The sequence below is a fragment of the Thalassococcus lentus genome (assembly GCF_028023555.1).
GTDB lineage: Bacteria > Pseudomonadota > Alphaproteobacteria > Rhodobacterales > Rhodobacteraceae > Thalassococcus_A > Thalassococcus_A lentus.
This window is the reverse complement of sequence record NZ_JAQIOY010000008.1, coordinates 138952-162708: the sequence shown is the minus strand read 5'-3', so window position 1 is coordinate 162708 and position 23757 is coordinate 138952. Positions and strand designations below refer to the sequence as shown.

The 23757-nt window shown below is 57.6% G+C and carries 26 protein-coding genes; 13 read left to right on the top strand and 13 right to left on the bottom strand.

What is annotated here, in order from left to right:
* Nucleotides 1–4: 4 nt before the first annotated feature.
* On the bottom strand, nt 5–481 hold the full coding sequence (locus tag PFY00_RS16625; protein ID WP_271433716.1) for an Lrp/AsnC family transcriptional regulator: 477 nt from the start codon (nt 479–481) through the stop codon (nt 5–7).
* 104 nt (nt 482–585) lie between these two features.
* On the opposite strand from PFY00_RS16625, the gene putA reads away from it, so the two are divergent.
* From putA to PFY00_RS16610, 3 genes are all read left to right on the top strand, one after another.
* The gene (putA, locus tag PFY00_RS16620) at nt 586–4014 is read left to right on the top strand and encodes a bifunctional proline dehydrogenase/L-glutamate gamma-semialdehyde dehydrogenase PutA (protein ID WP_271433715.1); all 3429 of its coding nucleotides are present in this window, start codon (nt 586–588) and stop codon (nt 4012–4014) included.
* Nucleotides 4015–4077: 63 nt separating this feature from the next.
* Nucleotides 4078–4821, top strand: coding sequence for a rhomboid family intramembrane serine protease (locus tag PFY00_RS16615; RefSeq protein ID WP_271433714.1), 744 nt, complete (start codon nt 4078–4080; stop codon nt 4819–4821).
* Nucleotides 4818–5192, top strand: a complete 375-nt coding sequence (locus PFY00_RS16610) for a GFA family protein (RefSeq protein WP_271433713.1) — start codon at nt 4818–4820, stop codon at nt 5190–5192. Before PFY00_RS16615 ends, PFY00_RS16610 begins: the two co-directional genes overlap by 4 nt.
* 13 nt (nt 5193–5205) lie before the next feature.
* Here the strand turns inward: PFY00_RS16610 and PFY00_RS16605 are convergent, their stop codons facing one another.
* Nucleotides 5206–5997: an inositol monophosphatase family protein gene (locus tag PFY00_RS16605; RefSeq protein WP_271433712.1), complete on the bottom strand. Its 792-nt coding sequence runs from the start codon at nt 5995–5997 to the stop codon at nt 5206–5208.
* A 95-nt stretch (nt 5998–6092) separates the two neighbouring features.
* Entirely contained in the window at nt 6093–6419 is a 327-nt protein-coding gene (locus tag PFY00_RS16600; RefSeq protein WP_271433711.1) for a hypothetical protein, read from the bottom strand.
* Nucleotides 6420–6706: 287 nt separating this feature from the next.
* Here PFY00_RS16600 and PFY00_RS16595 point away from each other — a divergent pair, with 287 nt between their 5' ends.
* Both PFY00_RS16595 and PFY00_RS16590 read left to right on the top strand, forming a co-directional pair.
* Nucleotides 6707–7168 carry a YHS domain-containing (seleno)protein gene (locus PFY00_RS16595; RefSeq protein ID WP_271433710.1) on the top strand — a complete coding sequence of 154 codons (462 nt, stop codon included), beginning with the start codon at nt 6707–6709 and terminating at the stop codon, nt 7166–7168.
* Between the two features lie 228 nt (nt 7169–7396).
* Nucleotides 7397–7672 (top strand): hypothetical protein, encoded by a 276-nt coding sequence (locus PFY00_RS16590; protein ID WP_271433709.1) that lies wholly within the window; start codon nt 7397–7399, stop codon nt 7670–7672.
* Nucleotides 7673–7978: 306 nt separating this feature from the next.
* Here the strand turns inward: PFY00_RS16590 and PFY00_RS16585 are convergent, their stop codons facing one another.
* Together PFY00_RS16585 and PFY00_RS16580 are read right to left on the bottom strand one after the other, a co-directional pair.
* Nucleotides 7979–8380, bottom strand: a complete 402-nt coding sequence (locus PFY00_RS16585) for a hypothetical protein (RefSeq protein ID WP_271433708.1) — start codon at nt 8378–8380, stop codon at nt 7979–7981.
* 12 nt (nt 8381–8392) lie between these two features.
* Nucleotides 8393–9595 carry a pyridoxal phosphate-dependent aminotransferase gene (locus PFY00_RS16580; RefSeq protein WP_271433707.1) on the bottom strand — a complete coding sequence of 401 codons (1203 nt, stop codon included), beginning with the start codon at nt 9593–9595 and terminating at the stop codon, nt 8393–8395.
* Nucleotides 9596–9682: 87 nt separating this feature from the next.
* On the opposite strand from PFY00_RS16580, the gene PFY00_RS16575 reads away from it, so the two are divergent.
* The 3 genes from PFY00_RS16575 (at nt 9683) to PFY00_RS16565 (ending at nt 10950) form a co-directional block, all read left to right on the top strand.
* Nucleotides 9683–10078: a helix-turn-helix domain-containing protein gene (locus PFY00_RS16575; RefSeq protein WP_271433706.1), complete on the top strand. Its 396-nt coding sequence runs from the start codon at nt 9683–9685 to the stop codon at nt 10076–10078.
* Nucleotides 10075–10347 carry an FAD assembly factor SdhE gene (locus tag PFY00_RS16570; protein WP_271433705.1) on the top strand — a complete coding sequence of 91 codons (273 nt, stop codon included), beginning with the start codon at nt 10075–10077 and terminating at the stop codon, nt 10345–10347. The genes PFY00_RS16575 and PFY00_RS16570 overlap by 4 nt, the downstream gene beginning before the upstream one ends.
* Nucleotides 10348–10452: 105 nt before the next feature.
* The gene (locus tag PFY00_RS16565) at nt 10453–10950 is read left to right on the top strand and encodes a MarR family winged helix-turn-helix transcriptional regulator (protein ID WP_271433704.1); all 498 of its coding nucleotides are present in this window, start codon (nt 10453–10455) and stop codon (nt 10948–10950) included.
* 7 nt (nt 10951–10957) lie between these two features.
* Here the strand turns inward: PFY00_RS16565 and PFY00_RS16560 are convergent, their stop codons facing one another.
* The 5 genes from PFY00_RS16560 to PFY00_RS16540 are packed head-to-tail and all read right to left on the bottom strand — an operon-like array spanning nt 10958 to nt 15181.
* Entirely contained in the window at nt 10958–11620 is a 663-nt protein-coding gene (locus PFY00_RS16560; protein WP_333908219.1) for a DUF1194 domain-containing protein, read from the bottom strand.
* Between the two features lie 23 nt (nt 11621–11643).
* Nucleotides 11644–12324, bottom strand: a complete 681-nt coding sequence (locus PFY00_RS16555) for a DUF1194 domain-containing protein (RefSeq protein ID WP_271433702.1) — start codon at nt 12322–12324, stop codon at nt 11644–11646.
* A 35-nt stretch (nt 12325–12359) separates the two neighbouring features.
* Nucleotides 12360–12794, bottom strand: a complete 435-nt coding sequence (locus tag PFY00_RS16550) for a VOC family protein (RefSeq protein WP_271433701.1) — start codon at nt 12792–12794, stop codon at nt 12360–12362.
* Nucleotides 12795–12830: 36 nt separating this feature from the next.
* Nucleotides 12831–14189, bottom strand: coding sequence for a tetratricopeptide repeat protein (locus PFY00_RS16545; protein WP_271433700.1), 1359 nt, complete (start codon nt 14187–14189; stop codon nt 12831–12833).
* A gap of 26 nt (nt 14190–14215) precedes the next feature.
* A complete protein-coding gene (locus tag PFY00_RS16540; protein ID WP_271433699.1) occupies nt 14216–15181 on the bottom strand; it encodes a hypothetical protein in 966 nt (321 codons plus the stop codon).
* A 256-nt stretch (nt 15182–15437) separates the two neighbouring features.
* Between PFY00_RS16540 and PFY00_RS16535 the strand changes: the two genes are divergently transcribed.
* The 4 genes from PFY00_RS16535 to PFY00_RS16520 all read left to right on the top strand — a co-directional run bounded on the left by PFY00_RS16535 (nt 15438) and on the right by PFY00_RS16520 (nt 19572).
* Nucleotides 15438–16253 carry a thymidylate synthase gene (locus PFY00_RS16535; RefSeq protein ID WP_271433698.1) on the top strand — a complete coding sequence of 272 codons (816 nt, stop codon included), beginning with the start codon at nt 15438–15440 and terminating at the stop codon, nt 16251–16253.
* Nucleotides 16250–16723, top strand: a complete 474-nt coding sequence (locus PFY00_RS16530) for a dihydrofolate reductase (RefSeq protein ID WP_271433697.1) — start codon at nt 16250–16252, stop codon at nt 16721–16723. The genes PFY00_RS16535 and PFY00_RS16530 overlap by 4 nt, the downstream gene beginning before the upstream one ends.
* Nucleotides 16724–16832: 109 nt before the next feature.
* Complete coding sequence (parE, locus tag PFY00_RS16525; protein ID WP_271433696.1) at nt 16833–18791, top strand: DNA topoisomerase IV subunit B; 1959 nt, start codon at nt 16833–16835, stop codon at nt 18789–18791.
* A gap of 97 nt (nt 18792–18888) precedes the next feature.
* The gene (locus PFY00_RS16520; protein WP_271433695.1) at nt 18889–19572 is read left to right on the top strand and encodes a hypothetical protein; all 684 of its coding nucleotides are present in this window, start codon (nt 18889–18891) and stop codon (nt 19570–19572) included.
* Nucleotides 19573–19579: 7 nt separating this feature from the next.
* On the opposite strand, the gene PFY00_RS16515 is transcribed toward PFY00_RS16520, so the two are convergent.
* The 3 genes from PFY00_RS16515 to PFY00_RS16505 form a co-directional block, all read right to left on the bottom strand.
* Nucleotides 19580–21073, bottom strand: coding sequence for a hypothetical protein (locus PFY00_RS16515; protein ID WP_271433694.1), 1494 nt, complete (start codon nt 21071–21073; stop codon nt 19580–19582).
* 193 nt (nt 21074–21266) lie between these two features.
* On the bottom strand, nt 21267–22508 hold the full coding sequence (locus PFY00_RS16510) for a lytic murein transglycosylase (protein WP_408648474.1): 1242 nt from the start codon (nt 22506–22508) through the stop codon (nt 21267–21269).
* Nucleotides 22509–22522: 14 nt separating this feature from the next.
* Entirely contained in the window at nt 22523–22666 is a 144-nt protein-coding gene (locus PFY00_RS16505) for a hypothetical protein (RefSeq protein ID WP_271433692.1), read from the bottom strand.
* A 45-nt stretch (nt 22667–22711) separates the two neighbouring features.
* Here PFY00_RS16505 and PFY00_RS16500 point away from each other — a divergent pair, with 45 nt between their 5' ends.
* Nucleotides 22712–23716, top strand: coding sequence for a LacI family DNA-binding transcriptional regulator (locus PFY00_RS16500; protein WP_271433691.1), 1005 nt, complete (start codon nt 22712–22714; stop codon nt 23714–23716).
* The last annotated feature ends 41 nt before the right edge of the window (nt 23717–23757 follow it).

The following is a 23757-nucleotide window of genomic DNA, read 5'->3' as shown; positions in this document are numbered from 1 at the left end:
TCGGTCAAGTCACATCAGCGAGACCGTCTTCCTTGACGGCTTGCATCGCAACATAAGTCGACGTCAGCGACACACCGGGAAGTGTTGAAATTTTCTCGGCCAGAACCCGGCGGTAGGCAGGCATACCGGCGGTACGGACCTTGATTAGGTAGTCAAAATTGCCCGCGATCAGATGCGCTTGTTCAACTTCGGGGATTGCAGCCACGGCCTTGTTGAATGCTTCAAGCGCGGCTTCTCGAGTATCGTTCAAACGGATCTCGACAAACGCGACATGGTCCAGCCCCAAGCGGATCGGATCGAGGATCGCGCGATAACCGCGAACAATTCCGGATGTTTCAAGCCGGCGCAGGCGCGCCTGAGTGGGTGACTTGGACAAGCCAATGCGCTTGGCCAACTCGGTCACCGAAATTCGCCCATCCTCGGCCAAAGTGGTCAGAATCGCGCGATCAAAGCGATCAAGATCTTCCAATTCATTCTGCATCGTATTTCCCGCAATTTCAGTCTGAATAGTGCGTCAATCCCCATGATCCAGTCAGATCGACCGGTGATTAAGGGATATGATAGACCAAACGCCGGAGTATCGCCATGCCAAAAGACACCAATCAAACCCTGCGCGCGCGCATCGAAGCGAATGCCTACGCCGATGAACAATCGGTACTGGACACTCTGATCACGCAAGCCGGTCTTTCGAAAGAAGAACGAGCGACCATCGTTGATCGGGCAGCTGCCCTAGTCTCAGACATCCGGTCCAGCACCAAACCCGGATTGATGGAGGTCTTTCTCGCTGAATATGGCCTCAGCACGGATGAAGGCGTTGCTTTGATGTGCCTTGCTGAGGCGTTGTTGCGCGTACCCGACGCAGAAACGATCGACGCACTGATCGAAGACAAGATTGCCCCGTCTGACTGGGGCCAGCACATGGGGCATTCCACGTCTCCGCTTGTGAACGCGTCGACATGGGCGCTGATGCTGACCGGCAAGGTTCTGGCTAACGAGCAACCGGGCCCTGTGGGCCACTTGCGTGCCGCCATCAAACGGTTGGGCGAGCCGGTAATCCGGACTGCCGTCGGGCGCGCCATGCGGGAAATGGGTGCTCAGTTCGTCCTTGGTGAAACCATCCAAAAAGCGATGATCCGTGGCGCGGCGATGGAAAAAGATGGATACACATACAGCTATGACATGCTCGGCGAAGCAGCGCGCACTGAGTCAGACGCCAAGCGGTATCACCTCGCTTATTCCCGCGCGATCGGTGCGATAGCAGAGGCTGCGCGCGGCAATGACATCCGCACCAATCCGGGCATTTCGGTCAAACTGTCGGCTTTGCACCCACGCTATGACACGCTCCAGCGCGGAACGGTCATGGCTGAAGTCGTTCCCCGGCTGCGCACATTGTGCCAATTGGCCCGAAGCGCCGGGATCGGGCTGAACATTGATGCAGAAGAAGCAGACCGGCTGGATATTTCTCTCGACGTCATCGAGGCGGTCCTGTCCGAGCCTTCGCTGTCTGGCTGGGATGGGTTTGGCGTTGTGGTTCAAGCCTATGGGCAGCGTGCAGGTCTCGTGATTGACTGGCTCTATGAACTGTCAACACAGTTGGATCGCAAGATCATGGTTCGGCTTGTTAAGGGGGCCTATTGGGATACGGAAATCAAACGGGCGCAGGTTGCCGGTGTTGATGGCTTTCCCGTTTTCACGGACAAGTCGGCGACCGATGTTTCCTATATCGCAAATGCCCGCAAGCTTTTGGGGATGACCGACCGTATCTATCCTCAGTTTGCAACGCACAACGCACATACCGTCGCTGCAATTCTGGAAATGGCAGATGACCCGGCCAGTTTCGAGTTCCAGCGACTGCATGGTATGGGCGAGACGCTGCATGAGCTTGTCAAAGACACCCAAGGCACGCGCTGCCGGATTTATGCGCCTGTGGGTGCGCATCAGGATCTGCTGGCCTATCTGGTTCGGCGTTTGCTGGAAAACGGCGCAAACTCGTCATTTGTAAACCAGATCGTTGACGAAGACGTTCCGCCCCAAGACGTGGCTGCCGATCCATTCGAGACGTTGCAATCGCGCGGCTTGACCAAGGGCCCTGAACTCTTTTTGCCGGAACGCCCAAATGCCAAGGGTTTTGAGCTGCGGGATCGTCCAACACTGCTGGCGATCGAAGCCGCGTGCCGAGCTTTTGACGATCACAGCTGGCAAGGTGCACCCATCACAGCGGCCAAGGCAGCCACAAACCCGGCCCAACCTGTTTGCAACCCGGCAGACCCATCGGACATCGTTGGGCATGTCATCTGGGCTGATGCGGCGACCGTGGAATTGGCTGGAAAAGCCGCGGGGCGTTGGGATGCTCCGGCTGAGGAACGATCAAAAGTCCTGAACGCCGCTGCGGACCTGCTCGAAGCCAACTATGGCGAAATTTTTGCTCTGCTGCACCGAGAGGCCGGCAAGACGCTTTTGGATGCTGTGGCCGAACTCCGCGAAGCCGTTGATTTTCTGCGCTACTACGCAGCCCGCTCGGATGGGGCACCTGCACGGGGTGTATTTGCCTGTATCAGCCCCTGGAATTTCCCTCTCGCCATTTTCATCGGGCAAGTTGCCGCTGCATTGGCCGCCGGAAATGGGGTATTGGCAAAACCGGCCGAGCAAACCCCGCTGATTGCCAGCCGCGCCGTACATTGGTTGCATGCCGCCGGTGTGCCTGAACATGCGCTGCAATTGTTGCCGGGCGCAGGCGAGGTCGGGGCCGCAATTACCGCCAATCCAGCCGTTCAGGGCGTGGCGTTCACCGGATCAACACAAACCGCGCAGATCATCCACAAATCCATCGCCCGGCACCTTGATCCCGGCACCCCGTTCATTGCCGAAACCGGCGGTTTGAATGCCATGATTGTTGACAGCACCGCCCTGCCGGAACAGGCCGTGCAAGCCATCGTCGAAAGCGCGTTTCAATCTGCGGGCCAGCGATGTTCTGCCTTGCGTTGTTTGTATGTGCAGGACGACATCGCCGAGGATTTTCTCGAAATGCTGACTGGCGCCATGGACGCACTCGTCATGGGTGACCCCAGACAGATCGAAACCGATCTGGGGCCCGTCGTTGATGCCGAGGCAAAGGCGGGCATCGTCGCACACATTGAGGCGGCTCAGGCACAAGGCCGCGTGGTCAAAACCTATCCGACACCGGATCGTGGGTTCTTTGTTGCGCCGACGCTCATAAAAATCGATGGCATCGCGGATCTGGAGCAAGAGATTTTCGGCCCGGTCCTGCACGTAGCAACATTCCGATCACAGGATTTGGACGCAGTAATCGATGCGATCAACGCAACAGGCTATGGGCTGACCTTTGGGTTGATGACCCGCATCGACGACCGGGTGCAACATGTGACCGAACGCGTTCAGGCCGGAAACCTCTACGTAAACCGAAACCAGATTGGCGCGATCGTTGGCAGCCAACCCTTCGGCGGCGAGGGGCTTTCCGGCACCGGGCCCAAAGCTGGCGGGCCGCTCTATCTGGATCGTTTTCGCGCGCATGCCGCAAAAGAGTCGGCACAGTCCGATGCCGCGGCACTCAGCCCCGAGCAGATCGAAACAGCCCTGCGCACGGCTGGTTCCAACAAAGCGGAGCCACGGACAATCAATCTGCCGGGCCCAACCGGAGAGGCAAACCAATACCGCACAGAGCCTCGCGCTCCGGTTCTTTGCCTTGGGCCGGGCGTGGAGGTCGCAGAACAGCAGGCCAGAAAAATCCGTGATCTGGGCGGCATCGCCGTCACCCTGCAAGGGCACGTCGCGCCCGACATTCTGCGCAGCCTGGAAGGCTTTGCAGGGGCTCTTTGGTGGGGAGACGAGGCGACAGCCCGGGCATACCGGCGCGCGCTTGCTGACCGTACCGGGATGATCCTTCCCCTGATCACCGGCGCACCGGATACCGGGCATGCCGTGGCCGAGCGTCACATATGCATCGACACGACAGCAGCGGGTGGGAACGCGTCGCTTTTGGCTGGCGAGGCGTGATCCAGCGCGGGCGGAGGCATTCCATGCCTTGACGCCCGCGCCATTCACGCCAAAGCTTGGCCCATGTTTCCCATTCGCGATCACAACCCGTCGGGGCGCACGCCCTATGTCAACTACGCGCTGCTGATTTTGAATATCGGCATATTTCTGAGCACGTGGCATTTACATCAGGACCAACGCGCCTTGTTTGCCTTTTACGGCGACTATGCTCTGGTGCCTGCCCTCATTTCGGAAGGCTCGGGATACTCCGGGTTTCTGACGTCCATGTTCGTGCATGGCGGTCTCGCCCATTTGGGCGGCAACATGCTTTTTCTCTATATTTTCGGCGACAACATGGAGGATGAACTCGGGCATCTTGGATATCTGGCCTTTTACCTGATCGCAGGACTGGGGGCCGGACTGACGCACTATCTGGCGGCACCCGGATCACCGGTTCCGACGGTTGGTGCATCCGGCGCAATTGCGGGTGTGATGGGCGGCTATCTGTTGCTGTTTCCACGTGCGCGCATCGATATTCTGGTCATCCTCGTCATCATTTTCCGCATTTTTCCCCTGCCCGCATGGGTCGTTCTGGCAATCTGGTTCGCGATGCAGATTTTTGGAGGCTTCGGAAGCGCTGCGGATCAGGGTGGCGTCGCCTATTGGGCACATGCAGGTGGGTTCATCGCCGGCCTTGCTTTAATCCTGCCGATTTGGTTGCGTCGCGGAGGCCCAGACTACTGGGTCAAGACCGATGGGCATCCGCCGCACCCAGAGGCAGACTATCAGATCAGACGCACCAGCATCCCCAAGATCCCGCGCCGATGACAGAAGCCAAGACAAAGATCGCGACTTGCCATTGCGGCGAAGTGGTATTGCGCGTGACGCTTGTGGATGGGTTTAACGACGCGTGGCGCTGCGATTGTTCATATTGCAGGCGCCGCAGCGTTCCCACCGTCACTGCACCTCTGGACGGCATCGAAGTACTTCGTGGGCAAGACAAACTGCGTCTTTATCAATGGGGTACGATGACCGCCAAACACTACTTCTGCTCGACCTGCGGGATCTACATGTATCACAAACGCAGGTCTGATCCGAACCAGTTCGGCGTAAACCTGTATGCTTTTGATGAGGCCGACCCAAAAGATTTTGAGCCAATCGGTTTCAACGATGGTGTAAACCACCCGTCAGACATATAGCGGCGCGAGCCAATCAGGCGTCGCGCAAAATCTTGACCATCGGATCAAACAAGGCGCCATTCGCGCACAGCAGGCTGCCACTTTCCAATGGGTCTTGATCCGCGCGCACGCCTTCGATCAGGGCGCCGGCCTCTTTTGCGATCAGGTAGCCTGCCGCAATATCCCAGATGTTCAGCTCGCGCTCCCAATAACCGTCATAGCGGCCAGCCGCGACATAGGCCAAATCCAACGATGCGGCACCCCAGCGACGCACACCCGCGCATTCAGGCATCAGACGGGCCAGATCCTTGAGTGTTGCAGGAAGCGTACGCTTTGCAGCAAAGGGAACGCCGGTTGCAAAAACCGCCTCGATCATCCGCGAACGGCCCGAAACGCGCAAACGCTTGGAATCATTCAGCCACGCACCTGCGCCTTTTTCGGCGTAGAACATTTCGTCCTTGGCCGGGTCAAACACGACCGCGGAAACGATCTGGCCCTTGTGCTCAAGCGCGATGGAAACAGCCCAATGCGGCATGCCGTGCAGGAAATTGGTGGTGCCGTCGAGCGGATCCACGATCCAACGGCGGGTCGGGTCTTCACCCTCTTCCTCACCGGTTTCTTCACCAAGCCAGCCATATGTCTGTCTCGCCCCGCGCAGTTCCTCACGCAGGATCTCTTCTGCAGCGGTGTCAGCACGGCTCACAAAGTCACCCGCCCCCTTCATCGAGACCTGGAGGTTTTCGACCTCGCGGAAGTCTTTGACCAGTGATCGGCCTGCTTTACGTGCCGCCTTGATCATGATGTTGAGATTTGCGCTGCCCTGCATGGTGCCGCCCTTGGTTCAAAAAGAAATCAGGCCGCGCGTATACGCGGCCCGATCGGGAATGCCAAGGCCCACAAACGTGAGCCGTTCCGAACCGCTTAGCGGTAGACGACGCCTTTTTCGCCCACGATCACGCGCGGCGCAGGACGGTGATGAACGCGCTTTGGCTTGTGAACCTTGCCCGGACGATCAACGTAGGCACCGGCATTTGGTTCACCACAGCAGATCACGCCACCCATCATCACAGGCTGTAGGCCAGCCGGGCAATGGTTTGGTGCGCCGTAGGAATGCACCAGAAAGTTGGAATTGGGGTCATTGGTGGTGTCCCCCATGTACATGTCGCCCCAAGCAAACGCTGCGCTGCCTGTAACAGTCAGAGCCGCCGCTGCGGCAAGAATGCGAATGGTCCGCATAGTGTCCCCCATTAAAATCACAATATTGCGGCAAGGCTATCAGGCCCAGCCTTGCTGTCAATTTATTCGTGTATTTCGCCTTGATATTACGACGCTTTTTTAACCTTTGCCGCTGTTCGCCGCAGACATCAGCAAGGCTAGAGACAGGCAAATCGGCTTGATTCACCGACTGTAACAGTTCGCTTGAAATGCCCCACGCACGATCACGAGCGCTTGATGGGGGCTAGGATTGCGCCCCGTTGAGGTTCAGGTTTTTGGCATCGAACGCCCATTGTCCCTCTTCGGAAAGGAACCCGCCCATGACAACCCTGACCCGCCGCAGCCTCTTGGCCGCAACCCTCGCAAGCCCGGCGCTTGTGTTTCTGAACACACCAGCCGCCGCGCGTGAGCCCGAAATTTTCGCCAAGGGCGGTGTGGCCATCAACGCAACAGACCCTGTTGCCTACTTCACGCAAAACGGCCCTGTTCCCGGCGCAGCTACGCATAGCGTGAGCTGGAAAGGCGCTGACTGGCATTTTGCGGATGCCGACAGCGCCGCGCGCTTTGAAAACATGCCGATGGATTTTGCGCCTCAGTTTGGCGGCTACTGCGCCTTTGCCGCATCGCGTGGTTATCTCGCGCCGACCATTCCCGAGGCGTGGACAGTTCACAATGGACAATTGTTCCTGAACGCGAACCTGCGTGCGCGTGAACTCTGGCTGGCCGACATGGAAGCCAACATCGCCAAGGGGCGTGAAAACTGGCCTGGCATTCTCGGCTGATACACGGCTTGCGGCTGTCAGCAGCAAACAGATTGCCGACAGCCCAAAAACCGATCAGCGGCACGGATGACACGAAGGATCAGCGCCGGCTCTCGGCCCCAGAAAATCAAATCATGATATACTGCCCCAGACGCGCAACACCCTGAGCGCGCCGAATTAACCGGGTAGAAGGAGGGCTACCCGACGCTCGGTGCATGCTGTGCACCACCACCGGAAAGGAGCCAACCAATGACCAATTTTCTGGCAATGATGACGCTCTACTACATGTGCGATCAGGCCGCTGCATTCCGCGGCCTGACACCTGACGAAGTCACGAATTGCATGGCCAATTACGAACGCATGAAGCTGGAATTCATTGATGAACGGCCCGCGGCGCTCGGCAGCGCGGAACGGGCCAAACAGATCAGGCTGGGCTACCGCGGGTTCAAAGCATGGGAAGCCGCCAATCCCGAGCTGGTCTTGCAAATGCGCCAAGAGGCGCGCATTGCGCTTGGCTTAGGCTAGTTCTGCCTGCCAAAGAAAACGCCCCGCTTCGAATAACGAAACGGGGCGCAAACTCGTAACCACACATACCGGTGCCTTTGCCAACAATCTGGCGGAAGGTTCAGGAATTCCGCTTCATGCCCAACAAAGCGCGCAACGCTTCGGGGCTAAGTGGAAACAGGCAATTCTGGCTTTCAGCCTTGGACTGCATGACATCCTTCCCTTCTTTATGAGAAAAGGTTTAACGCATTCCTGACAGGCAACGTCAGGGGAGAAGCCGCAATCACTTCCCCTGAAAAGAAAAACGCCTTAGATCAGAGCCAAAGGCTACTTTTTCATCAGTCTGTCTGCTTTTTTACGCACCAGAACAGTCCGCAGATCGTGCATCGCCAGCAGCAGATCGTTGGTCACTTGTTCCAATTGCTCATCGCTGGCGCGTGATTGGGCCCATTGCGTTGTCGTATTGAGGTAGTCAACCGCGCGGTGGATGTCGTCGATGTCCCGCATGGCAAGCAGGGCTTCTCGTTCGGTCATCCAGGCCTTGATCGCCTTTTTGTCTTCACCTGTCAGCTGGTAGTCGCCTTGGGGGCGGATCTCACCCTTGTTCAGGTTTACGACGGCAATCTGGTCCAGTTCGATACGGCGTTGACGGTTCTCTGTATCGACCAGAAACACCATCGCACCATTGTCGCGAACTCTGAAATAGTACTTCGGCAGATCGTCCGACATGTTTTACCTCAACTATTTCAAGCCATCACAGAACACAGAAATCCGCCGACATGCTTCGCGCAGATCATCTTCTGACGCGGCATAGCTTACACGGAAATTTGGGCTCAGACCAAAGGCCGCTCCAAAAACAACGGCGACGCCTTGTTCCTGTAGCAAAGCGGTGCAGAAATCTTCGTCACTGTCGATTTTGGCGCCACCATCACTCGTCTTGCCGATACAGTCTGAGATGCTTGGGTACACGTAAAATGCGCCTTCAGGCACCGGGCAGGTGATACCCTTGCAACCATTGAGAGCCTCTACGACCAGATCCCGTCGATCGGAAAACGCCGCGCAGCGTTCGGCCAGAAAATCCTGCGGTCCATTCAGCGCCTCGACTGCAGCCCACTGACTGATGGAGCTGGGGTTCGTGGTGCTTTGTGACTGTACCTTGCGCATCGCCGCGATCAGATGCTCCGGGCCGCCTGCATAGCCAATGCGCCATCCCGTCATGGCATAGGCCTTGCTAACCCCGTTACAGGTCAACGTACGTTCATAGAGGCCCGGTTCGACCTGGGCAGGTGTGACAAATTCAAAATCGTCATAGGCCAGATGTTCATACATGTCGTCAGTCATCACCCAGACATGCGGATGACGCATCAACACATCTGTCAGCGCTTTGAGTTCGTCACGGGTATATCCGGCCCCCGTTGGGTTGCTGGGCGAATTGAAAATGAACCACTTTGTCTTGGGTGTGATTGCTGCTTCCAACTGATCTGCGGTGATCTTGTAGCCATGCTGGCGCTCGGCCTCGACGATGACAGGCTCGCCACCACCCATTTTGACCATATCAGGGTAGCTTACCCAGAACGGCGCGGGGATCACCACTTCGTCGCCAGGATTCAGCGTTGCCATCAACGCGTTGTAGAGCACCTGCTTGCCCCCGGTGCTAACGCTGATCTGGCTCGGCTCATAGGTCAGACCGTTTTCGCGCGCGAACTTGTCACAGATCGCTTGCTTCAACTCCGGTATACCGTCTGGCGCAGTGTATTTCGTTTTTCCTGCGTCAATCGCCGCTTTGGCCGCAGCCTTGATGTTGTCGGGCGTGTCAAAATCAGGCTCGCCAGCACCCAGCGAGATGATGTCACGGCCTTGCGCCTTCAATTCGCGGGCAAGCTGCGAGACCGCGACGGTAGGTGACGGATTCACGCGGGAAAGAGACTCGGAAAGGAAGGGCATGGGGGACCTGTTTGTAATGCAGTGATCCCTGTCATAGTTTGCAGCCCGAGCCCGATCAAGCGGCATCGGATCATAAGGAAACGAACGATGAGCGAAGCAATTGATTGGTACAGCCCCGAAGCGGCCACTTTCGGGGACAGGCTCGCCGCCGGACGCGAGGCCGCCGGCATGACACAGCAGGAGCTGGCCAAGCGACTGGGTATCAAACTCAAGACGCTGCAAAGCTGGGAAAACGATCTTTCCGAACCCCGGGCAAACCGTTTGTCCACGATGGCCGGGCTTGTGAATGTCTCGATCACATGGCTGATCAACGGCGAAGGTGAAGGCCTGTCCGCACCCGAAGACGAAGCCATTTCGCCTGACCTTAATGCCGTCATCATGGAAATCCGGACGATGCGCGCCCAAATGACCGCCTCGGCCGAAAAGCTCGGACGTCTGGAAAAACGGCTGCGCACTTACGTAAAGCATCAGGAAGACGAATGACCGAAGACCGCGCCACAAGGATCAAAAGGCTTGGCATGCGCTCTATGCGCAGGGGCACCAAGGAAATGGACATCCTTCTGATCCGCTACTCGGACGCCAAGCTGGCGGATATGGATGACGGCGCACTGGACGCCTACGAAGCTTTGTTGTCCGAAAACGATCAGGACCTCTATCAGTGGGTTTCAGGCCAAGTCGCGGCGCCAGTGGAACACCAGCCCCTGATCGCAGATATCCGGGCCGTTGCGGCCGGATCGCCTGACGACCGGTGATCTAACCAAACTTAAACCTATTTTTCCGCAAGTGCGTTTCGGGTTTAACGCAATATTGGTCTTTTTGTCCGAATCTCAGCCAAGTTACACAGGCGGAGACTGATAATGAGCATTCACAGCGCTGTCCCCAACAGCCAGGAAAAGGGCTATGTCAGCAGCTATCTTGACGCGCTGGCTTTGGTTGAACGGTTGCACAGATTATTGCTGGACGTCATCAAGGACGAATTCGAGCGTTTGGGCATTATCGACGTAAACGCCGTGCAGGCCCTCTTGTTGTTCAACATTGGGGACAACGAGGTCACGGCGGGCGAGCTGAAAACACGCGGCTATTATCAGGGCAGCAACGTCAGCTACAATCTCAAGAAGCTGGTCGAAATGGGCTACATGCACCATCAGAGATGCGAAATCGACCGACGTTCGGTGCGTGTCCGGCTAACCCCACGTGGTCGGGAAATTCGCGATATCGTGGCCAAACTTTTTGCGCGCCACGCCGATGGACTACAGGACCGGGAAGTTCTGTCGCTGATGGGCCTTGAAGACATAACAACATCCCTGCGCCGTGTAGAACGATATTGGACAGATCAGATCCGGTATATCTACTGACCAGCCCCTATCGAGCAGACAGGATCAGCACCTGCAATTCACGCTTTAGTTTGCGAACCATCGCAGACTCGTAGGCTTGAAACCCAAGTGCTGTTTCAACAAATGCCCCACGGCCTTCTATGACGTATGCGTTGAAATAGCTGCTCAGCTCACCAATCCCTGGTGAGGAACGCCCACCGGTTTCCGGCTCGCCAATGACCAGAGCATTCACGGTCACATCATTGAGCCGCACGTCCTGCGGCGCCGGCCCCTCGTTGGATTTACCATCGCCAGAAATATCCAACACCCAGTGCTGGCAATCCATTTGGGTGCGCAGGGTCGCAGCACCCTGAACCTTTGCCGCACCGAGAGCGGTGGCGTCTGGCATTTCCATACGCTGCGTTAGGCGCAGTTGGTCCGCAATCGCACTCAAATCAGCGCTATCGCGCACTTCGGTCCAGCCCAGCAACTCCCTCTGGGCGCCGACTCCGCTCCACTCAAAAATCGACAGTCGTACCGGGCTATCCGGCAGCGCAAGAAAGGCGTCCCGCACCTCGGGGTGAAGCAGCGCTGCGGCCAATCCATCCACTTGTAGCCGGTATTCGCGGGCGTCGACCGATCCGGAAACATCCAGCGCCATCGCCAAAGCTTGTCGGCACTGGGCGGTCGCTGAGGAAGCCGTTGCAACCACCGACGCAGCGAGCAGAAGCGCTTTTAGCCCGGCGACCAAAACTCTGGCCCCAAGTTGGCACGCCCAACAACCTGATCATTGATTTCGCGAAACAGCTTGCGGGTCATAGCCTTGCGATAGCCTTCGTAGCCATCGGATGTTTCCACAAAGGCGCCGGGGCCACGTTTCACTTCGAAAATGTAATGATCCAGCACATCCGGGTCCGCGCCCAGAACCGCCAATCCATTCACTGTAATGCCTGAAAACGGGAAATGCTCGTAGGCCTGAAACGGCCAAAATCCATCATTGGTGATCCCGTCACCCGAGACGTCGATCACTTGCCGGTCGCAGGTCGGTGCCTGACGCATCAGGGTCGCCCCGAACCCCAAGGCATAGCCGAGAGCAGTCGGAAACCGGGAATAGCTGCGGCTGGTGGATCGAATGCGTGCAGCGACCGTTTCGATCGTCTTACTGTCCCCCAAGGTAATCCAGTCTTGCACGACAACCGATTGACGTCTTCCGCTCCATTCATAGACGGCCAGAGAGACGGTTCCGCCCTGCTCCAACAGGGCTCGCTGGATATCATCATCAAGCAATGCATCCGCCAGACCGTTTTTCTGCAAGGCGTATTCCGCATCATCCACCGAAGATGACACGTCCAGCGCCAGCAGAAGCGCAAGCCGACAAACAGATTGCGCAGAGGCTAGGCTAGGCAGCAGCAACATAGCCGCCACAAAGCCCAGCGCTTTTTTCGACAAGATCACCAGTGACCCGTGTTTTCCATGCTGGCCCAGGGTTCCTGTGGTGGCAGCGACTCGCCTTCTTGCAGCAACTCAATCGAAATGTTGTCCGGGCTGCGCACAAAGGCCATGTGGCCATCCCGCGGCGGGCGGTTGATGGTGACACCCGCGTCCATCAACGTCTGGCAGGCGGCATAGATGTCAGGAACAGTGTAGGCCAGATGCCCAAAGTGACGGCTGTCGCTCGGCAATCCGTCATCACCATCCCAATTGTAGGTCAGCTCCAGATCGGCATGTCCATCTGCCTGCCCGGGCGGGCACAGGAATACCAGTGTAAAACGTCCCTTTTCGCTTTCTGAGCGGCGGCGTTCCGTCAGGCCCAGAAGCTCATAAAACGCAATGGATTTTTCGAGGTCTTTCACCCGTACCATTGTATGAAGATATTTGATGCCCATTGTCCTGATCCTCGGTTGTCGCGACTGCGGTCCGGATCAGAATACCGATCTGATCCCCAACCGCAAATCGGTGCTTTCGCTTTCGAACAAGCTAAAGTTGGAGCGCCGGTCGCGAAAGGAAACCCCCACTTCGGGCGCAAAGCCGTAGTAGTCCATTTCCGGCAGCAAAACATTCAACGAAAGGCCCAGTGTCCTGTCCTGGCGAGTGCTGACACCATAGAGCGGACGGGCAAAATCCATTTCCTCATAGCTCAGTGATAGCGTGGGAAGCATGCCCAGTTTTGGCTTGCCAAGGCCATAGCTCAGCGTCGCGCGGCGTGTGACAGAGGCAACCGCCGAAGAATCCGAAGTGGTGTCGATCCCCTGCACCTGCATCTGAAGCCGGTTCCCGTTTTCAAAGCGTTTGGCAACGGTCGCCTGCAGCGAGAGGCTGCTGGAATCTCGCAAAGCCAGATCATGTCGCTTTTCGATTTCGTAGGACAGAAGCGCACCGGCGGTCAGACCTTCACCGATGCGGCGGTTATACCCCAATTCAAACCGGGCAACGTCAGACAGAAGGTTTCCGGCTTGCCAATCGCGGCCAATCGACAGCCCGGCACTGGCCAGCCATGCACCGCCCTCACCCATCTGCTGATATTCCAGACCCAAAAGAAGAGCGTCCCGGCTGTAGTCACTGTTTTTCGCGCTGGGCACCTTGTTCCGGGCCTCTCGTGACAACGAAACCCGCTCACGTTCGCCGGAAAAAGTCAGGTTAACGCGCCCATTTGGCCCGGTCAGCCAGCTGTAACGCCATTGACCTTCAGCGCTGTAACGCAGCCCCGACAGCGGCACCGCGGCTGGATTGACAAAGCGCAACCCGCTCAGCGTAAATGAATTCGTTTTCGGAGCGCCGTTGATGTTGTCGGCGGGCGAGACCGAAAACGCAAAGGACGCGCGCCACGGGGTAGTTCTGCGAACATGGCGGAAATCGCGAACTGCAACGGCCTTCAGGTTGTCGTCAGGGGCAACCTGCGCCGCATGTCTGAGCCAGTATTGCGCCAGCCCCCGCTGCCCGCCTGATGCCTTGGCCTGAGCCATCACGAGGGCAGCAAAGAAACGATCCTTGTCTGTTCCCGCAACCTCAACCGCAGTCCGAGCTGCGGCCTCTGCATCCTTGGTGCGGCCCATATCGCGAAGCGCGCGGGATTTCAGGATCAGTCCGGGGATATCATTGGGCGCGCCCAAGAGGATGCCGTTGGCCAGTACCAGCGCTTCTTCGGGACGCCCTTCACCCAGCATTTTTGAGGCCAATGACCGGGCTTCGGGCAAGGTGAGGCGCAATTCACCCGACTGCGCCAGGGCTGAGCCTGAGAGAGCCAGCCACAGCATAGCGGCACAGGCGATAGCCCAGCGCATGGGGAAAAATGTGCGCCCCATAAAGATCAGCGTTCTGCGATGAAGCCGCCGGATTCGCGGACCTGAACCTCAATATATTCGCCAGTGTCCGGATCAATGCCCACAGGCCCTGTGCCTTCGGTGAACACAATGCCGGCAACCTCTTCGCCATTGGGCCCTGTAAACAGCCCTTCCCAGTTGCCCGATGCCGTCGCCGTGTTGTCCCGTATGACCGAGGCGGTCGACGAATTGATTGTCCAGTTGTCGAAGTTGATCTGCGACGTTGCCAGACTGATGAAGTCCGCGCCAGCGATGTCCGTGATTTCGATCCCATTCTCATCAAAGAACTGACGGTTCGAAACGATGCCTTGCACTGCGCCGATGTCGTCAAAGTCTTCGATGTCCACATCAATCCGAACTGTGCCAGCGACATATTGGATTTGCGAGCCAGTTGTGTCGTCGATAATCGTACGGACCGCAGCGTATTCTCCGGTGAACACATAGGCGTCATTTGTACTGGGCAGTGATCCATCGCCGTTCAAGCGCTGCGCTGCAACACCGCCATAGCCAAAGGAGACATAGCTGTTTGTTCCCGCAGCAGTCACCTGACTGTTGGCCGTCCGCCGGAATACGGCAAAGTAACTGTTGCCACCACCGACGTTTGCATAGGCGTCAAAGGTGCTGCCTGCAGCGCCCAGCGCGTCCGAAACAGCGGCTGCACGCGCGTACCGGTTGCCTTCGCCGTCGAACGGCATGTTGTTCAGGATGATCTCGCCCGTGTCTTCGTCGAAATCGACGTTATTCATGGTCAGATCCGCATTGATGTCGGCTCCGAACTTGTCGGTTCCTTCATCCTCTGTGGTGGTTTCACCTTCGGTTTCGGTGTCGGTTTCCACGATCAATGGCTGGTCACCCGTTCCGACGCCTTCGTCATTGCCAGCGTCATTCGGATTGCCGCCCGTACAAGCGGAAAGGACGCCCGCTAGCGCGAGCGCGATAATTGTTCGATACATCTGACTGCCTCAGGTCTTGCCCGTTTATATTTTGTCAGCAGGCTGCGCTTGAGACCCGTAAAAGTCAATCACGTGTCAGCAAACCGCCGCAAATGCGACTTAGGTGAGGCAAAAGCGCCGCTACCACATGCTGTGGTTTGGCTGCCCGTGGCAACTAGCCCTTTGATCCATCTTCGAGTAACCGCTACATCTTGTGCCGCACGCCGGATGTGCCACGATTCGAGTGGCCCACGGCAGGGACCAAGGGGGACGGCCAGTGCAGGAATATCTGAACGCGTTACAAAAGGTGCTGGACGAAGGCACCGCATCAACGGACCGTACCGGCACCGGCACGCGATCGTATTTTGGAATGCAGTGCCGATATGATCTGACACAGGGTTTTCCACTGGTAACAACCAAGAAACTGCATCTGAAATCCATTGTCCATGAATTGCTGTGGTTCCTCGCAGGAGACACAAACATCGGATATCTCAAGGAAAATGGCGTTTCGATCTGGGACGAATGGGCCGATGAGAACGGCGATCTTGGGCCTGTCTACGGCCACCAGTGGCGTCACTTTCCCAAGATCGACGGCACCGCAGATGCCCCCGTGATCGGCGAGGTCGACCAAATCGCCGATCTGGTCCGGGCAATCGAGCAGACCCCCGACAGCCGTCGACTGATCGTCTCGGCATGGAACCCCGGCGAAGTCGAGCAAATGGCCCTGCCCCCCTGCCACACGTTGTGGCAGGTCCGCATTCAAGGGCGGAAGATGCATCTACAGCTTTATCAGCGCAGCGCGGACATGTTCCTTGGCGTGCCGTTCAACATCGCCTCTTACGCGCTGCTGCTGGAAATGCTGGCCCATGTCACCGGCTACGAAGCCGGGGAATTCATCCACACCATGGGCGATGCGCATATCTATTCAAACCATATGGATCAGGTGGCTTTGCAGCTGTCACGCAGCCCAAGGCCCCGTCCCAAACTCAGTATCAAGCGGCAGGTCACAGATCTGTTCGACTTCCGCTATGATGACTTTGAATTCGAAGACTACGACCCCCATCCACTGATCAAAGCTCCGGTGGCTGTATGATTTCCCTGATTGCAGCCCGCGCCCGCAATGGAGCCATCGGCAAGGATGGTGACATCCCGTGGTACGCACCCGAGGATCTGGCCTTTTTCAAACGTGAAACGCTGGGCGGCGCGCTGATCATGGGCCGCCGAACATGGGAGTCTCTTCCGTTCAAGCCACTGAAAAACCGCCTGAATATCGTGGTGTCCCGTAACCCTTCGCTTACAGAGCATGTTGTCAGTTCGGTTGATGAAGCCGTCACGCTCGCGCAATCGCACGGCTATGCCCGCATCTACGGCATTGGCGGCCAATCGATCTATGAAGCCATGATGCCTATGGCACACCGCCTGCTGATCACCGAGGTCGACCTCGAGATTGAAGATGCGGACGCTTTTTTCCCGGAAGTGGATGAGGCCGTCTGGCGGGAAAATGCGGCGATCGATCTGTCCACCGATCCGTGCTGCACTCTTAGAGAGCTAATCAGACTGTGACACTGGCAGATTGGCCGGAACACAAGCCGGTCCAGCGTCCTGCATGGATTGTGCAAGCCCATTCGCTCTGCCATAATCCCCGCAACCCATAAAACAAAAGAGCACGAGCATGGCCGAAGATCTTCTGACAGCTGCCGATTCAGGCGACTATGACGCCTCCTCGATCGAGGTCCTGGAGGGGCTGGAGCCTGTCCGGAAACGCCCGGGTATGTACATTGGCGGCACCGATGAACGCGCGCTACACCACATGGTCGCAGAAGTTCTGGACAACTCCATGGACGAGGCGGTGGCCGGGCACGCCAACCGCATCGAAGTGATCCTTCATGCCGATTATGCCGTTGAAATCAAAGACAACGGTCGTGGCATCCCGATTGATCCGCACCCAAAATTCCCAGACAAATCCGCGCTCGAAGTCATCTTGTGCACCTTGCACGCGGGCGGCAAATTCAGTGGCAAAGCCTATGAAACCTCTGGCGGCCTGCACGGTGTAGGTGCGTCGGTCGTAAACGCCTTGTCCGACTCCATGGTCGTGCAGGTTGCCCGTAACAAAGAAGTTTTCGAGCAGCGGTTTTCGCGTGGCATACCGCTTGGCCCGGTTGAAAAGGTTGGCAGCGCACCCAATCGGCGCGGCACCACAGTTACTTTTCACGCCGACGAGGAGATCTTTGGATCACACAGGTTCAAACCCGCGCGTTTGTTCAAAATGGTTCGGTCCAAGGCCTATCTATTCTCGGGCGTTGAAATCCGCTGGAAATCCGAGATCGATGACAAGGAAACGCCGACAGAGGCGACCTTCCATTTTCCTGGTGGACTGGCCGACTACCTGACGGAAACGCTCGGCAGTGCATCGACTTATGCGGAACGTCCGTTTGCCGGGGTTGTCGATTTCAAAGAGAAGTTCAACACACCGGGCAAGGTCGAATGGGCCATCAACTGGACCCCATCGCGCGATGGGTTCATTCAGTCCTACTGTAATACCGTTCCAACGCCCGAAGGCGGCACACATGAAGCAGGCTTTTGGGCTGCGATCCTCAAGGGCGTGCGCGCCTATGGTGAGCTGGTCGGCAACAAGAAAGCCGGGCAAATCACCCGTGACGACCTGATCACTGGCGGCTGCGCGCTGGTGTCGTGCTTTATCCGCGAGCCGGAATTCGTCGGGCAGACCAAGGATCGTCTGGCCACCACCGAAGCGCAGCGCTTGGTTGAAAACTCGGTCCGTGACCATTTCGACAACTGGCTGGCGTCCGACACCAAATCCGCAGGTGCGATCCTCGATTTCCTCGTGCTTCGTGCCGAAGAGCGCCTGCGCCGCCGTCAGGAAAAAGAAACCCAGCGCAAGTCCGCGACCAAGAAACTGCGCCTGCCCGGCAAGCTGACAGATTGCACCGCCAAGTCACGCGAAGGCACCGAGTTGTTCATCGTCGAGGGCGACTCGGCCGGCGGGTCTGCCAAGGGTGCCCGGTTCCGCGAAACCCAGGCACTGCTGCCGCTCAAGGGTAAAATCCTGAACGTGCTCGGCGCGGCGTCAAACAAGCTGACCTCGAATGCCGAGATCCGTGATTTGTGCGAAGCGTTAGGCGTTGGCTTGGGCACCAAGTTCAACCTCGATGATCTGCGCTATGAAAAGATCATCATCATGACTGACGCCGACGTGGACGGCGCGCATATCGCATCTTTGCTGATGACCTTTTTCTTTACTCAGATGCGCCCCCTGATCGATGGCGGTCACCTGTATCTGGCCTGCCCACCGCTCTATCGCCTGACGCAGGGCGCTAAGCGGGTCTATGTGGCAGATGACGCCGAAAAAGACGAAGTGATGGCCAAGGGCCTGGGCGGTAAAGGAAAGATCGATTTGCAGCGGTTCAAGGGCCTCGGCGAAATGGACGCAAAGGACCTCAAGGAAACCACGATGGATCCGGCGACGCGCAAGCTGATCCGAGTCACAATTGACGAGGACGAACCCGGCGAGACCGGCGATCTGGTTGAACGTCTGATGGGCAAGAAACCAGAGCTGCGGTTCCAGTACATTCAGGAAAACGCGCGGTTTGTGGAAGAGCTGGATGTTTAAAGTCAGCCACGTGACTTTATCGCCCTAGGCTCTTTGATCAGCGATACGGACGGTCAACAGGGTTGATCTTGCCGCGCGTGCGCGCAACTCTGAACACATGCGCATTTTTCTTTTGGCTTTTCTTATCCTTGCCGCTTGTGGTCGTCCTCTGACGGAGAACGAGACGGCCTATTTGCAGGCTCTAAACGGCGAGCAGGTCGACCCTAGCCCAATACGCATCAAAAACGGTCATTTCGCAGGCTCTTTCGTCTACACTATCCCTGTGCGGCCTCGCACCACCTGTCAGGAGCGCATATGGCCACCGATCACCAAGGCGCGTACGATGGAAGTGTCCCCGGCGGCGACCGTTGTTCATTCCAAGATCCTGATGCGCAAAGACATATATCGGCCCGATATGATGGCTGGATGGCCGGAACAGATTGAGCTGTTCAGTGCGTTGCTCTTTGCCCATGAGGCTGTCCACGTCTGGCAATGGCAGAACCGTGAACTGACGGGCTATTCTCCGCTCAAGGCACTAAGGGAACACACGTCCAGCGCCGATCCCTATCTCTTTGATGAAACGACCAACTCAGATTTTCTGGATTACGGCTATGAGCAGCAGGGGTCGATCGTCGAGGAATATGTCTGTTGCCGTTTGCTGGATCCGGCAGCCCCGAGAACCGACCGCCTGCGCCAGATGATTTCAAAGTACATGCCAATCGAGGGGCTTGAGTCCGCGATAGACAGGCCTCTGGTTCGTTTGCCTTGGGCAGGTGCAAAACCTGAAGGGATTTGCCGCTAGAAGCCGGTCACACCACCGCCGTCAGGTTAGCTGTACGCTTGCGGCCATCGCGCGGCCAAGGGGCCGCTTCGCCATCGATGCTCAGCAGACAGTGGCCCTGTCCGAAACCGCGTGGATTGGCATCCAAACGCAACTGAGCCCCGTCAAAATTGCGCAGCGTTACGCTGGCCGATGTATTGTCGCGTTCCAGAACATCCCGCAACAAATTCAGAGCGATCGCTTCGCCATAGCGTAGATCCGCATGGTTTTCGGCCGGGAAGTGGGTGCCAAGAGTCGTCCGGGCCAGCGCAACCTGCGCCGCAACAGCGTCGCAGCTTCGACCCAGCGCAGGATCGCCGGAAACCAGCCCGGGACGCTGCAACTGGGGCCGTGCATCTGTATCAAAGATCGCCTTGAGCAGGGTCGCGGCTGCACCTGCAACAACAACCGACGACGCGAGATCCGCAGGATGCGGAGGCATCGCTTCGGCATCCTGTAGCGGCAGAAAGAGGTTGGTTTCAAACCTTTGCGGCCCCCGCTGCACCTGATTGGCTTGGCTGGCCCAATGGCACAGATTGGGTGCGCAGCGGGCCAGTTCGGCCGCCGCCAACCGCAAGGTTTCCGGATCATTGTCGCGTCGCGCTTCTTCGCGGCTGAGCTGAACACTCAGTCGTGCCGCCATAACTGCAGGACGGGACAGGCGATCCGCCTGCAAGAGACGTTGCCGGCCCAGTGCATTTCCCTGAACCTCGGCCTGAGCCAAGAGAGAAAACAACCGCGTGCCTGTCCAGGCAGACAGGCGCGAATCCTGATCACGCAGTCCGGGATCAACCGGCGTGCCGCGTGTCAGAGCATCGAATACCATGTTGAAGAACGGGCGCGTTACCGGCGTTTTGGTCACGGTTTCGGCGTTGGATGACAGTGTAACAGCGGTTGCTTCACCGCTGTCACCGGGATGACGCAGGCCCGCTCCGTTATGCTCTGCACACCAATGCACCCAATCGGACATAGGAGCATCAGCTGTCAAAGGCACCAGTGGCCCCCGCACGTCTTGATCTGGCGTTCTGTGTTCCCAAACCTGTGTGGGTGCCTCACCATTTTGAACGATGCCTCCCCGAAACAACGTACGCAGTGTTAACTGCCCATCGCTGTTCCAGCGAATGGAACGGCGATGGGCAGGGTCACACGCGCTCGCCGGGGAGTGATCGGCCACGCGCGGGATACTCAGGATCGAAAGACTGTTTTCATTCCATGACAAAGACCGCAATTCGCAAAGCATTTCATGCAACGAAAAGGTCGTCCGTGCGTCGATGGAAACCTCCGCATGAGGGTTGGTCAGCTCTGCCATTGGGACATGCCGCAGCAATCCCATGGCAAATAGCTCTGCCACTTCGGCCGCCATTTCTGATGCCGAAAACTCTGGTGTGCTCATCTGCGGCAAAGCGCTGGAATAGTCAGCAGGGCCGCCACCGTCTGAGACGAGTCTAAGCCCTGTTTGGCTTTTTGCCGCTTCTTTTGTCATGTCGCATACCCCACTTAAATCGCTTGGATCGAAAAGAATTGACCCAAGGTTAACGGAGGTATGCCAAACCATCGTGAAAGCAGCGTCAAAGCACCGCCAACCCAACTCAAAAAGGGGCGACTATTTCGGACACTATTCTACTTAAGGTTGTTTTTTGCCAATTTTGGCAGCAGGAACGCCAATGAGCGAGAAACTATCGGAGTTTGAGCAACAAAGATCGTGACGGTAGACCATCAATCGGCAGGCCCTTAGCCCGCTGATAGGCCCGAATTGCGGCTTCGGTTTTTTTACCAAAGACGCCGTCCGCCTTGCCCGCATCAAACCCAGCACGGGTCAATCCCTTTTGCAGATCTTTGCGGTCTTGCAGTGTCATTCCGTATTTGTCGGGCCCAAAGGATGCAACGAGAGGGCCGCCACCGGCAAGTCTGCCCGCCATGTAGCCCACGGCAAGGCCATAATTCTCTGACGGGTTGTAGCGCAGGATCATGTCGAAGTTCCGAAAGACCATAAAGGCCGGCTTGCCCAACCCCATCGGCGCCAAGATCGCGGCTGCCCCATGATCAGGCAGTTTGCCGCCCCGTGCGGGACGAACCCCGGCCGCGCGCCAGCTGTCGACGCTGCGCTTGTTTCGCCTTCCAAGAGAGCCCGGATTGAACCCCGAAGGCAATGTTACCTCGAGCCCCCAAAGCCCACCCTTGCGCCACCCGGCCTTGGCAAGAAAATTCGCCGTGGTCGCGAATGCATCAGTTGGGTCATCCGTCCAGATATCCCGTTTACCGTCGCCATTAAAATCCACGGCATGCGCCTGATAGGCATCCGGAATCAGTTGTGTGTGGCCCATCGCCCCGGCCCAGCTGCCTTTGAGCTGCGCAGGTCTCGCATCACCGGATTGCACGATCCGAAGCGCATTCATCAGATTGCTTTCGAAAAAGCGGCCCCTGCGCCCCTCCCAAGCCAAGGTCGACGTCGCCGAGATCACAGGGATCTGGCCCCGCTTGGTGCCAAAATAGCTCTCAAGCCCCCAGATCGAGCCCATTATATTGGCCGGAACGCCGTAGCGCGCTTCGACCCGGGAAAGCGCGCTACGTTGCTGGGCGTAGAGCCGCTTGCCAAAAATCACTTTGTCTTCGGGCGCGACAATCGCGAGATAGTCCTCCAGGGATCGTTTGAATTCGGTCTGATTGCGGTCGCGTTCAATCACACCAGGAAGATACCCTTGCCCCCGAAAGGCCGCATCCAACGTGGCATTCGAGATGCCGCGCGATCGCGCGCGATCGCGAAAGGCGCGGACCCATGCGTCATAGCTGGCGTTGGGTTGGGGGCGCAGTCCAGGATCCGTGAGTGGGTCAGGCCGCGCCACGGCCGGAGTTCCTGCGCGACACCCAGCTAGGAATGCAGCTGCAGACACGGTGAAAAATCGCCTGCTAATCGTCATGATCTACCTCGAATTCACCCGTTTTCCGGGCTTTGCCGTTTCAGCATATCGCGATGGGCGAGCAGGGCAAAGTCGGGTATGCCTGCCGTAGATGCAACAGGCCAGCTTTTGCCGACGGGGATGGACAGAAATTCAAATTTGTCGCTGCGCAGTTGCATCAAGCTGGTTTACAAAGAACAGGGCATTGGGGGACGAACGAGAAGATGGCTGTAACCTTGAAGGATGTCGCAGAGCGGGCTGGCGTTTCTCGCTCAGCTGTTTCGCGTACCTTCACCCCCGGTGCATCCGTGTCGCCAAAGATGCGCACCCTCGTCGAAAGGGCCGCGCAGGAACTGGGCTACAGCCCGAATGCTTTGGCTTCGTCTCTGACGACCGGGCGCACCAAGCTGATTGGCTTGGTCTCTAACAACTTTCGCAACCCGCTGTTTCTGGAAATTTTTGACCTGTTCACACGCGGCTTGCAGGATCTTGGGCTCCGGCCGCTGCTGGTCAATCTGTCCGATGAAACTGATCCGGCGAACTCGGTCCGGATGCTACAGCAATACTCGGTCGACGGTGTGATCGTGGCCTCATCAACCCTGCCCCCGGATTTCGCGCTTGCCTTTCGTGAGGCGCGCATCCCTGTGGTGAACAGTTTCGGCAGGGCCAGCGTTGCTCCACCGGTTCATGTTGTTGGTATCGACAACATCGAGGCCGGGCGCATGGCCGCGCGGCGCATCCTTGCGGCCGGATACTCGCATGTGTCCTTCCTTGGCGGGCCGGAAGATGCGACATCCACCCAAGATCGCCTGAAAGGGTTTGCTGAAATTCTCAGCCAGAGCAAAGCGCATTTTTCTTATAGCTTTGCTGAGGCCTACAGTTTTGATGCTGGTCGACGTGCCATGCAGGCCTTGTTGACACAGGAACCCGCACAGGCCTACTTCGGCGGCGATGATGTCTTGTCCATCGGTGCGCTGACCGCCATGCAGGAGGCCGGGCTCAGAGTTCCGCAGGACATCGGCATCCTCGGTGTGAACGACATGGAGGCCGCCAGCTGGCCCAACATCAACCTGACAACCATCAGCCAGCCGATACACCAAATCGTGGCAGCATCGGTTGATCTGATGGATAGCATGCTTGACGAACAAGCAGGCCCACCACGCTGTCACGTGTTTCCCTGCGACGTAATAGAAAGGGGCACCCTAAAGGCGCCCCTTTCGGAAGATTAACAGATCGGGCCATTCTGCAGGCGGCTCTGTCCTGTTGAAGC